The 10,811-nt window shown below is 67.6% G+C and carries 8 protein-coding genes and 1 other RNA gene; 3 read left to right on the forward strand and 6 right to left on the reverse strand.

All coding sequences use genetic code 11. The features are described 5' to 3' along the window. Window positions 1-74: 74 nt before the first annotated feature. Together PGN27_RS04920 and PGN27_RS04925 are read right to left on the reverse strand one after the other, a co-directional pair. Window positions 75-1,586: an alpha/beta hydrolase gene (locus PGN27_RS04920; RefSeq protein ID WP_335325078.1), complete on the reverse strand. Its 1,512-nt coding sequence runs from the start codon at window positions 1,584-1,586 to the stop codon at window positions 75-77. 48 nt (window positions 1,587-1,634) lie between these two features. Continuing rightward, complete coding sequence (locus PGN27_RS04925; RefSeq protein WP_335325079.1) at window positions 1,635-3,029, reverse strand: WS/DGAT/MGAT family O-acyltransferase; 1,395 nt, start codon at window positions 3,027-3,029, stop codon at window positions 1,635-1,637. A gap of 160 nt (window positions 3,030-3,189) precedes the next feature. Here PGN27_RS04925 and panB point away from each other — a divergent pair, with 160 nt between their 5' ends. Beyond that, complete coding sequence (gene panB / locus PGN27_RS04930) at window positions 3,190-4,020, forward strand: 3-methyl-2-oxobutanoate hydroxymethyltransferase (protein WP_335325080.1); 831 nt, start codon at window positions 3,190-3,192, stop codon at window positions 4,018-4,020. Window positions 4,021-4,040: 20 nt separating this feature from the next. Here the strand turns inward: panB and PGN27_RS04935 are convergent, their stop codons facing one another. After that, window positions 4,041-4,820, reverse strand: a complete 780-nt coding sequence (locus PGN27_RS04935) for an enoyl-CoA hydratase/isomerase family protein (protein ID WP_335325081.1) — start codon at window positions 4,818-4,820, stop codon at window positions 4,041-4,043. Window positions 4,821-4,963: 143 nt separating this feature from the next. Between PGN27_RS04935 and PGN27_RS04940 the strand changes: the two genes are divergently transcribed. Next, window positions 4,964-6,430, forward strand: a complete 1,467-nt coding sequence (locus tag PGN27_RS04940; protein WP_335325082.1) for a CYTH and CHAD domain-containing protein — start codon at window positions 4,964-4,966, stop codon at window positions 6,428-6,430. 16 nt (window positions 6,431-6,446) lie between these two features. On the opposite strand, the gene rnpB is transcribed toward PGN27_RS04940, so the two are convergent. From rnpB to PGN27_RS04955, 3 genes are all read right to left on the reverse strand, one after another. Further along, an RNA gene (gene rnpB, locus PGN27_RS04945) (RNase P RNA component class A) lies at window positions 6,447-6,845 on the reverse strand. A 71-nt stretch (window positions 6,846-6,916) separates the two neighbouring features. Beyond that, window positions 6,917-8,518 carry an HNH endonuclease signature motif containing protein gene (locus PGN27_RS04950; protein WP_335325083.1) on the reverse strand — a complete coding sequence of 534 codons (1,602 nt, stop codon included), beginning with the start codon at window positions 8,516-8,518 and terminating at the stop codon, window positions 6,917-6,919. Window positions 8,519-8,673: 155 nt separating this feature from the next. Beyond that, complete coding sequence (locus PGN27_RS04955; protein ID WP_335325084.1) at window positions 8,674-10,227, reverse strand: FAD-dependent oxidoreductase; 1,554 nt, start codon at window positions 10,225-10,227, stop codon at window positions 8,674-8,676. Window positions 10,228-10,238: 11 nt separating this feature from the next. On the opposite strand from PGN27_RS04955, the gene PGN27_RS04960 reads away from it, so the two are divergent. Then, window positions 10,239-10,808: a helix-turn-helix domain-containing protein gene (locus PGN27_RS04960; protein ID WP_019513363.1), complete on the forward strand. Its 570-nt coding sequence runs from the start codon at window positions 10,239-10,241 to the stop codon at window positions 10,806-10,808. The last annotated feature ends 3 nt before the right edge of the window (window positions 10,809-10,811 follow it).

Here is a 10,811-nt window from a genome sequence, read left to right on the forward strand (position 1 = left end):
GCCGCCGCGCTCGCCCGCCGACGCACCGCCACGGAGATCAGACGGTGACGCAGCCGTGACCTGCCGGCCGCCGGTCAGCAGCGGGTGCCTACCGGCGGGACCTGGAGATCGACGAGGTACTTGCTGGAGATGTCGTCGACGCAGCGGTCGCCCTGGAACACCACGGTGTGCTGGGTGCCGTCGTAGGTGAGCAGCGTCCCGCCGAGCTGGCGGGCCAGGTCGACACCGGCCTGGTACGGCGTCGCCGGATCGTTGGTGGTCGACACCACCAGGGTCGGCGGCATGTTCTGCACCCGCAGCTCGTGCTGTTCCGACGTCGGCGGCACCGGCCAGAACGAGCAGGTTCCCATCGGGGCGTTACCGGTGAACTCGCCATAACTCATGAACGGCGCGAGCTCGCGGAGCTTGCGGTCCTGCTCGATGACGACATCGCGATCGGTGATCGGGGGTTCGTCGACGCAGTTGACGGCGACCCGGACATCGGTCGAATTGTTGTAGTGGCCGTCGGCATCTCGACCCATGTAGAGGTCCGACAGCGCAAGCATGGTGTCACCGCGACCGGCGCGCAGCTCGGTCAGCGCGTCGGTCAGGTGGCGCCACAGGCTCGGCGAGTACAGCGGCAGGATCGTGCCCACGACCGCGTCGCTGTAGCCGAGCCCGCGCGGATCGCGGGTCCGGGCCGGGCTGTCGACCAGCGGATCGACCAGCGACTTGTACACCTCGGTGGCCTTGGCCGGATCGGTGCCCAGCGGGCATTCCGGATCCTTGGCGCAGTCGGCGGCGTAATCGTCGAACGCGGTCTGGAAGGCCTTGGCCTGACGCAGATCGGCCTCCAGCGGGTCGGCGTTGGGATCGACCGCGCCGTCGAGGATCATCGCGCGCACCTTGTCGCCACCGAACAGCTCGGCGTAGGTGGCGCCGATCCTGGTGCCGTAGGAGTAGCCGAGATAGGTCAGCTTCTCGTCACCGACGGCCTGCCGCATGGCATCCAGATCCTTTGCCACGCTTTGGGTTCCGATGTTCGCCAAAAACTCGTCACCCATCTTCTGCACACAGCGGTCCACGAAGGCCTTGGTCTCGGCCTCGATATGGGCAACGCCCGCGTCGTCGTATTCCACCGTCGGGTCGGCGCGTTGGCGATCGTTGTCCTCATCGGAGTTGCACCACAGTGCGGGCTTGGACGCGCCCACCCCACGCGGGTCGAAGCCGACCAGGTCGAAACGTTCCCGCACCGGCTGGGGCAGGCTGCCCACCAGCGAGGCGGCCGCTTTCACACCGGATTCACCGGGACCGCCGGGATTGATGAACAGAGTGCCGATCTTGGTGCCGGTGGCCTTGATGCGGATCATCGCTATCTGGGCGACGTCACCGTCGGGTTTGTCGTAGTCGACGGGCACGGACAGCAGCCCGCATTCGGCGCCGGTGGGGATCTGCGACTCCCCCGCACCCGCCTCGCACGGCGCCCACTGCACGGGTGTGCCGGGCCGCGGGGCGGAGAGCACGGCGCGACCTTCGATGGCGTTGCTGCATCCGGATACCAGCAGCAGCGTCATCGAGGCGGCGAGAATCCCGCGCGTGAGGTTCATGGCTGACCATGCTGCCATGCGCCGACATCACAGCTGGTGAGGGCGAGGTCAGGCGCGCGCCGCGGCCAGCAGGTCCGCCAACTCGACGGTGAAGTCGTCGGCCATCTCCCACAGGTCGGGCAGCAGTTCGGGACACGAGATGATGCCCACATCGAGCTTGCCGCGCAGCGACATCACGGTGATGTTGAGCCCCGAGCCGTGGAAGATCGGGCCCAGTGGGTACATCGCGTTGACCTCACAGCCCAGCAGGTACAGCGGGACCTGCGGTCCCGGCACGTTCGAGACCACCAGGTTGTGCACCGGCGCCGCGGCCGAGAGCTTGCTGCGGGCGTAGACGCGCATGGCGATGCCGAACACCGCTGGGGCGGCGAACTGCGTCCAGTCCTGTAGCAGGGTGGCCCCGATGGCCGAGCTGTGTTGTTTGGCCACCGAGTTGGCCTCGGCGATGGCCTTGAGGCGCTCGACAGGGTCGGCGATGTTGGTGTGCAGCGAGGAGAACATGCCCGAGACCTGATTGCGACCGGGCCGGTCGGACTTGTCGTGCACGGAAACCGGGATCATGGCCACCAACGAGGACTCCGGCAGCTCGTCACGGTCGAGCAGATACCGCCGCAGGACGCCGGAGACCAGCGCCATCACCACATCGTTGACCTTCACCCCGAAGCGGTCCTTGACGGTCTTGATATCGGCGAGGTCCATCTCGGCGAACGAGATGTTGCGGTGTCCGGTCACATTCGCGTTGAACGGGGTCTTCGGCGCCGCGAACGGAGCCGCCATGGTCAGCCCCTTCGTGGCCCGCCGTGCGGTGTCGACGACGGTGGACATCGTCGAGGGCAGCACGTTCGCCAGCTTCAGCGGACGGGTGACGAACCGAAGGGCACCGTTGATCGCGATCTCCAGTTCGGTGGCCGTGCCGGGGCCGTCCACCGGGTCGGGCGGCGGCGCGTCGGGCTCGGTGGTGCACAACGTCGACATCAGGTTGGCACCGGTGACACCGTCGACCGCGGCGTGGTGAACCTTGGTCAACAACGCCAGCCGGCCGCCGTCGTGCGCGTCGGTGCCCGCCACGTTCTCGATGACCCACATCTCCCACAGCGGACGGCTACGGTCCAGCGGCAGGGAGGCGATGTGACCGCAGATCTCCGACAACTCGGCGCGACCACCGGGTGCGGGCAGGCCGATTCGGTGCAGGTGGCGCTGCACATCGAAGTCGGGGTCCTCGACCCACACGGGGTGGTCGAGGTTGAGTCGGCTGTCGGCGAGCTTCTCCCGGAACTCGGGCATCGCCTTGACCCGCATGGCGAGTTCGTCGCGCAACCGGTCGAAGGTGTAGCCGCCGGGCATCGTGGAGGTGTCGAGTTCGAGGATGGAACAGACGTGCAACGGCTGGGCGGCCGTCTCCAGATAGAGGAAGCTGGCGTCGAGCCCACTGAGTCGTTGCATGCTGCCGATGGTAGGGCCGCCGGTGACCGGTGTGAGCAAATCCACTCGAGCACGCTGTTCACCCGACATGACCGGAGGTGGCAGACTTGTCGGCGTCAGAAGACCCGGGGACCCGGATGGGCCTCGAGGACTACCCGACAACACACATCGAAGGACAAAGATGTCTGAGCAGTCCGTTTATGGTGCCGGCAATACGCCCGTGAAGGTTCGCACCCATCACCTGCAGAAGTGGAAGGCCGAGGGCCATAAGTGGTCCATGCTGACCGCATACGACTACTCCACCGCCCGGATCTTCGACGACGCGGGGATCCCAGTCCTCCTGGTCGGTGATTCCGCGGCGAACGTGGTGTACGGCTACGACACCACCGTTCGCGTCACCATCGACGAGCTGATCCCGTTGGTGAGCGCGGTCGTTCGCGGCGCGCAGCACGCGCTGGTGGTCGCCGACCTGCCCTTCGGCAGTTACGAGCGCAGCGTCGACCAGGCGCTGGAGACCGCGACCCGGTTCATGAAGGAGACCGGCGCGCACGCGGTGAAGCTGGAGGGCGGCGAGCGGGTGGCAGCGCAGATCGCGGCGCTGACGCAGGCAGGCATCCCGGTGATCGCGCATATCGGGTTCACCCCGCAGAGCGTCAACGGCCTCGGTGGGTACCGGGTGCAGGGGCGCGGCGACAACGGTGATCAGACCATCCACGATGCGATCGCGGTGGCCGAGGCCGGTGCGGTGGCCGTCGTGCTGGAGATGGTGCCCGCCGAGCTGGCCACCCAGATCACCGGCAAGCTGACCATCCCGACCATCGGTATCGGCGCCGGGCCGAACTGCGACGCCCAGGTGTTGGTGTGGCAGGACATGGCGGGGCTGACGTCGGGCAAGACCGCGAAGTTCGTCAAGCGGTTCGCCGAGATCGGCACCGAGCTGGGACGTGCGGCACGGCAGTACGCCGACGAGGTGGCCGGCGGCGTGTTCCCGGCCGAGGAGCACTCCTACTAGCTGTTGGCCTGTTCCTCGGCTCAGCCGAAGGCAGGTGCCCGTTTACCCACGAATGCCGCAACGCCTTCTCTGCCATCGGCGGAGGAGGCGTTCGTGGCGATATGGCGCGCCTCGTTTTCCAGCTGCGCCTCGTATCCGCTCGAGTAGGTGGAGAGCAGCAGCTGTTTGACCGCCGAATTGGAGCCGCGCGCGCCCGCGGCGATCTGCTCGGCAAGCTCGGTCAGCGTGTCGGGAAGCTCGGCGTCGGGAACGACGGTGGTGACCAATCCCCAGTCCAGCGCGTCGGCGGCCTTGACGACCCGGTTGGTGATCATCAGCTCCTGGGTGCGGCGCAGGCCGATCAGCCGCGGCAGCACGTAACTTGCTCCGCCGTCCGGGCTCAAGCCGGCCTTGGTGTACGCCATGGTGAACGATGCCGATTCGGCGGCCAGCACGAGGTCTCCGGAGACGCCGAGGGAGAAACCTGCTCCGGCGGCGACCCCGTTGACCGCGGTGATCAGGACGGCATCCATTCTGGCGAACGTCGACATGGCGCGGTGCAGGTCGTCGGCCATGCCCTTGACGAAGGCGCCCGGATCGTCGGCGGCAGCCATCGCCTTCAGATCGCCGCCCGCGCAGAAGAACCGGCCGGCGCCGGTCAGGGTGACCACCTTGGTCTCCGCGGTATCGCAAAGCGTGGCGGCGGCGGCCAGCTCGCGCGTCATCTCCGCGTTCATGCCGTTGGCTGCCTCGGGCCGGTCCAGGACGATGGTGACGACGGACCCGTCCCTGGTGAACTTCAGCGTCTCGAAAGCGGTCATGGCGCTCACGGTATTACGTCGCCGTTGCCAGACGACTCACCCGCCCCGGGTTTCGGCCCGCTCACGCGCCCGGCGGGTCGTTCACCTGGATGTGGCACGCTGTTCACAACACGATCCGGGTGCCACATCGAACAAGGGTGAACATGCCTGCCGACAAACCAAAGACGTCGCGCCACACCGAGGTTGAGCGAAAGTTCGACGTCGTCGAGAGCACGGTCTCGCCATCATTCGACGGGCTGGCTTTGGTGTCGAGGGTTCAGCACGCGCCGACCCAACTGCTGGAAGCGGTGTATTACGACACACCGTCGCATGATCTGGCCGCCAACAAGATCACCCTGCGCCGCCGCACCGGGGGCACCGATGAGGGCTGGCATGTGAAATTGCCCGCCGGACCGGATGCGCGGACCGAGGTGCGGGCCCCATTGGCCGACTCGGTGCCCGAGGACATCCGTGATGTCGTCGCCGCGATCGTGCGGGACCGTCCGCTGTCGGCCGTTGCGCGCATCACCACCAACCGGACGGTCTCGCTGCTGTTCGGCACCGATGACTCGCCGCTGGCCGAGTTCTGCGATGACCAGGTCAACGCGGCGGCGTTACGACCCGACAGTGAGCCGCAGACCTGGCGGGAGTGGGAGCTGGAGCTGATCGGCGCGCCGCGCAAGGCCGGCGACCTACTGGACCGGCTGTCCAACCGACTGCTGGACGCGGGTGCGGTACCGGCCGGGCACGGGTCGAAGCTGGCGCGCGTGCTGGCCACCGGCGAGCCGTCGCCGGCCGCCGCGGTCGATGCATCCGATCCGGTGCGCCGGGCGGTGGCCGAGAACGTCGCCGAGCTGTTGGTGTGGGATCGGGCGGTGCGCGCCGACGCGTGGGATTCGGTGCACCAGATGCGCGTCACCACCCGCAAGATCCGCAGCCTGCTGGCCGACGAGTCGTTCGGGTTACCCAAGGATTCCTGGATCCTGGATGAGCTGAAGCTGCTGGCGGGCATCCTCGGGGTGGCCCGCGATGCCGAGGTGCTCGCGGAGAAGTACGAGAAGGCGATCGACTCGTTGGCCCCGGAGTTGGTGCGGGGCCCGGTGCGGGCCCGATTGGTCGACGGTGCCAAGGCCCGGTATGCGGGCGGGTGGCGCCGGTCGCTGCTGGCGATGCGCTCGGAGCGGTACTTCCGGTTGCTCGACGGTCTGGACGAGTTGGTGGCCGCGCCGTCGGAGACTGCCAAGAAGTCCGGGTCGGAGTCGGCCGCGGCGAGCGTCTCGGCGGCCTACAAGAAGGTGCACAAGGCGGCGAAGGCGGCCGCCGAGGCGGGTACCGACGAGTCATTACACCGGATTCGCAAGCGCGCCAAGCGACTTCGTTATACCGCGTCGGCAATCGGCGACACCGCGGTGGAGACCAAGGCCAAGACCATCCAGAGTCTGCTCGGTGACCACCAGGACAGCGTGGTGAGCCGGACCCACCTGTTGCACGAGGCCGATGCCGCGCACGCCGCCGGTGAGGACACCTTCACCTACGGGGTGCTGTATCAGAAGGAGGTCGAGGTGGCCCTGGAGGCCGAGGCCGGTATCGACGAGGCGTTGGTGTCGCTGAAGAAGGCCGTCAAGAAATAGATCTTCAAGGAGCGGGCGGACGAGTTGGCCTGTAAGCCGGATTCTGTACCGGCCCTCCTGACGGAGGACCGATAGGCGACCATCCATCTGGACACACCGTCGCCGGGTGCCTCAAGCGGCCTACCCGCAAGCTCGGGCGAGCAGCCCTCGAACGCTCGCGCGACCGCAACCAGGTTGCGGCCTTCTTGGCCTTGCTTCGGGTGGGGTTTGCCTAGCCATCCCGGTCACCCGGGATGCTGGTGCGCTCTTACCGCACCGTTTCACCCTTACCGCCCTTGCGGGCGGCGGTCTGTTTTCTGTGGCACTTTCCCGCGGGTTGCCCCGGATTGCCGTTAGCAATCACCCTGCTCTGTGAAGTCCGGACTTTCCTCGAACCTCGGGTCGCCCCGTGGCCCGCGGCCGCCCGGCCAACTCGTCCGCGCGCGCAACGGTAGCACCACATCACCGCTGGCCCACCATTGTCGGGCCTAACGGCGCCTGCCGCATCTAAAAGTCCGGTTGTCCGCGGGCGTTTTCGAGGGCGAGCTCTGCTGCGTTGCGGGTGCGTTCGGCGTTGATGCGGTAGTCGCGGTCGTGTTGTCGGGTGCGTTGGCGCCGTGGGATGTCGGGCTCGCGGTCCCGCTCGCCGATCAGGGTGATGTGTCGCGCCCTGGGGATCGGGGTGTCGATGGTGTTGTGCGGGAGCAGGATCGGTGCGAGCGGCATCGTCGTGTAGGTGTGCCCGTTCGGGGCGGTCCATTCGGTGGTGCCGTCGGGGTGTGCTTTGGGCGTCCAGCCGGTTTTCAGGGTTTTGAGTAGGTGGTGTTCGCGGCAGAGCGGGCGCAGGTTGCCCGGATGGGTGGCTCCGGCCGGCCACGGGGTGAGGTGGTCGAGGTCGCAGCGCTGGGCGGGCTTTCCGCAGCCGGGGAAGCAGCACGTCATCGCGGTCATGCGGACGTAGGCGGCCAGTTTCGCCGACGGTCGGTACCGAGCCTCGGAAACCAGCTCGGTCGTGTTGTTCAGGGGGCGGACTTTCGCACCGGTGGCGATGAGTTCGGCGAGCAGGTGGTCGGGGACGATCGCCCCGTCCAGGGTGATCCCGGCGCCCAGGCTCGACTGAGTGCTGGCGGCCGGGGCAGCGGGTGCGGTGGGCTTGGGTTCGGCGCTGCCATCGTGCGCGGCGGGCTCCTCGGCCAGCGGCTCGGCCACCGGCTGTGTTTCGTCCTTATCGGTCCGCGGGTCCTGCGTACCGCTGCCATCGGGTGTGGGCCCCGAGGCGGGCTTGGCTCCGTGCCCGCTGTCGGGTTCTTGTCCAGTGAGCACGTAAACGGTCACCGCACCCGCCCGAGGGTCTTTCCCCGACCCCACGCAGTCGCGGTCACCGCAGAGGCAGGTTAGCTGGTCGGCTCCGGCCAGGACGGCGGCGAGGGCGTCGGCGCGGCGTTGGGCCACGGTCCGCGGATCACCATCACAGACACCGTGGGCGAGGTCGTTGAGGCGGGCATCGCTGATCGTGGCGTCGGTGGCGCGCATCCGTCCCCAGAACGACACGACCCCATCAGGATCATCGCTGTCGCCGAAGTCGATGTAGCGGTCTTTGGCCGCGGTCTTGGATCGGATGACCGCGATCGGGTCGAACTTGTGGACCCAGAAGTCGACCGCCGCGATCAGTGCGTTCTCCGACAGCGCGCCGTATTGGTGGGCGCTGCCGGCGATCCCGGCATCGATCAACGCCAATGCGTCGTCGTCGGTGACGAGTTGGGTGCGCCAGGTGATCGCCGCGATCACCTTGGCCGAGATCATTCCCTTCGCGAACACCTCAGCGGTGCGGGGCAACCGGTCACGCAGGGCCATCGCGATGCGCATCTGCGCGCTCGCGGCGCGCGGCCCGAGAGTGCACGCCGCGCTGATCTCGGCCTTCGCCAGCGCCCATCCGTCGATCAACTTCAACGCCGAGGACTCGTCCTCGTCCTCACAGTGCCGGGCCGTCACCTCAGCCACCAACGCAAGCCGCCGGGCCGCCGCCGTAGCTTCGGCACGGGTGGCGTCGGTGACCGCGGCGATGAGCGCCTCATCGCTCATCCCCGACAACCCCGACTGTTCGAACATATGAGCGATTCTACCCGCGCCCACCGACGAGACAAGGCCGATCGTCACCTCTGTGGATAACTATGTAAGCGCTGTTCAGAAGATAAAAACGGCGAACAGAACAAGCAATTTCCCGGTCGTCTGCGCGGGTCGTTGACTCACCGAAAGTGCGCGCATCAGCGTCGGCGCAACACCATTACATTGTCGGTCAGGTGCCCCGGTTGCCCGTCCGGCCCCACGGCGTCGCGGGCCACCGCCTCGACGCGCACCCGCTCCCAGTCCTCCCCCAGTTCCAGGCCGGCCAGCACCTCCTCGGCCGACGGGAACTCGACGTGCTGGTGGTTCGACCATGGCGGCGCGTCACCGTGGTCGACGATCAGCAGCACGCCACCGGGCGCCACCGCCTCGGCCGCCCGCCGTAACACCCGGACCCGGTCCATCGGCAGCTTCGAATGCAGAAACTGGGCCGATACCAGGTCGAACTGCCCTTCGGGGAAGCTGACTTCCAGATCGTGATGCTGAAAATCGATGTGGCTCAGGAGTTCCCCCGCATCCTGGCGGGCGCGCTGCAGTGCGACATCCGAGACGTCGGTGGCCACCACCGACCAGCCGCGCGAGGCCAGCCACATGGCATCGGCACCCTCGCCGCAGCCCAGATCAAGTGCGCGCCCTGGTGTGAGTTCGGCGGCGATCTCGGACATCCGGACGTTCACCCGGCCGCTCCAGATCCGGTCACGCTGGCCGTAATGCTGATCCCAATGCTGCTGGGTATCCGGAACCGGCCACGGTGGCACGGGAAGTCCGACGTCATCGGCGAGCAGGCTCTGCACGACGGCCGTTGCCGCCATGGATCCGCTCGCCACGGCCGCGGCCACCTGGGGCATCTGCACACTGACATCGCCCGCCGCGAATACACCGGGCACGGTGGTGCGTTGGAACTGGTCGACCACGATGGCATCGGCGGACACCGGCGTGGGCGGCGCGAACGCAACCCCCAGGTGCGCCGCCAGCGACGAGCGCTGGTGCAACGTCGCCGCCACCAACACACCGCGGCGGGCCAGCGGCTCACCGTCGGCGAACACGATTTCGGTCAGTTCGCCGTTCTCCGAACGGAATTCGGTCACCACCCGGTCGTCCACCTCGATGCCTTCGGTGGCGGGCGCCGTCCCGCCATTGGTCAGCAGGACGATATCGTCACTCCAACCACGCAGCATCAGCGCCATGTGCACTGCCCGATCACCGTCGGCAAGCACCGCCAGCGGCTTATCGCGCATCTCCCAGCCGTGACAGAACGGGCAGTGGAAGGCGGAGCCACCCCACAGCGCGTCCAATCCGGCGATCTGAGGCGGCCGGTACTCCATACCGGTCGCCAACAGGATGCGACGGGCGCGTTCCCTGCCGCCGTCGGCCAATTCGACGACGAAGTGTCCGTCGTGGGCAGTCGCGCCGACGACACGTCCCTGCCGGAACTGCACGCTCGAGTACTTCTCCAGCTCACGACGACCGTCGGCGTAGAGCTCGGCGGGCGGACGCCCGTCCTGGCCGAGCAGACCACCGATACCGTGGGCGGCCAGGTTGCTCTGCTCACCCTCGTCCACCACCAGGGTGGCGCGGCGAGCCCGGCCGAGCACCAGTGCCCCACTCAACCCCGCCGCTCCCCCGCCGACGACCACACAATCCCACACGTTGTCCATGGCATCGAGCTTGCCGACATCAGCCCAGAATGCCAAGCTGGTTTGCCATGGAGGCAAACAGCGTCGATGAGACGGTCCGCCGTCGGCTCAAGGATCTACGCACCCGACAGGGTTTGACCCTGCAGGATGTCGCAGGCCGCGCGAACATCGACGTCTCGACATTGAGCCGGCTGGAATCCGGCAAGCGCCGCCTCGCGCTGGATCACCTGCCACGGCTGGCCACGGCGCTGGCCGTCAGCACCGACGAACTGCTGCGCGAACCGGAATCGGAAGACCCGCGCGTCCGTGGCAGCTCGCACACCCGCCACGGCGTCACGTATTGGCCGCTGACCCGCGAGGGTGCCGTCGGCGGCAGACACACCTTCAAGGTGCGGATCAGCACCCGACGCAGCACGCCCCCCACCGAGCTGCCGACCCACGAGGGCCAGGAATGGATGTACATCCTCTCCGGCCGACTGCGACTGGTCCTTGGCGAACGCGACTTCATCATCAAACCCGGTGAGGCCGTGCAGTTCTCGACCTGGACGCCACACTGGTTCGGTACCGTGGACGGTCCGGTGGAGGCGATCATGATCTTCGACGTCCACGGTGAACGCCTGCACCTGCATTCGGATTGAGTG

The organism is Mycolicibacterium neoaurum, from assembly GCF_036946495.1.
GTDB classification, from domain to species: domain Bacteria; phylum Actinomycetota; class Actinomycetes; order Mycobacteriales; family Mycobacteriaceae; genus Mycobacterium; species Mycobacterium neoaurum_B.

Coding starts and splice junctions, on each gene's coding strand:
- PGN27_RS04920 (WP_335325078.1), bottom strand. CDS start 1,586: ATGAACCTCACGCGCGGGATTCTCGCCGCCTCGATGACGCTGCTGCTG.
- panB (WP_335325080.1), top strand. CDS start 3,190: ATGTCTGAGCAGTCCGTTTATGGTGCCGGCAATACGCCCGTGAAGGTT.
- PGN27_RS04925 (WP_335325079.1), bottom strand. CDS start 3,029: ATGCAACGACTCAGTGGGCTCGACGCCAGCTTCCTCTATCTGGAGACG.
- PGN27_RS04935 (WP_335325081.1), bottom strand. CDS start 4,820: ATGACCGCTTTCGAGACGCTGAAGTTCACCAGGGACGGGTCCGTCGTC.
- PGN27_RS04940 (WP_335325082.1), top strand. CDS start 4,964: ATGCCTGCCGACAAACCAAAGACGTCGCGCCACACCGAGGTTGAGCGA.
- PGN27_RS04960 (WP_019513363.1), top strand. CDS start 10,239: ATGGAGGCAAACAGCGTCGATGAGACGGTCCGCCGTCGGCTCAAGGAT.
- PGN27_RS04950 (WP_335325083.1), bottom strand. CDS start 8,518: ATGTTCGAACAGTCGGGGTTGTCGGGGATGAGCGATGAGGCGCTCATC.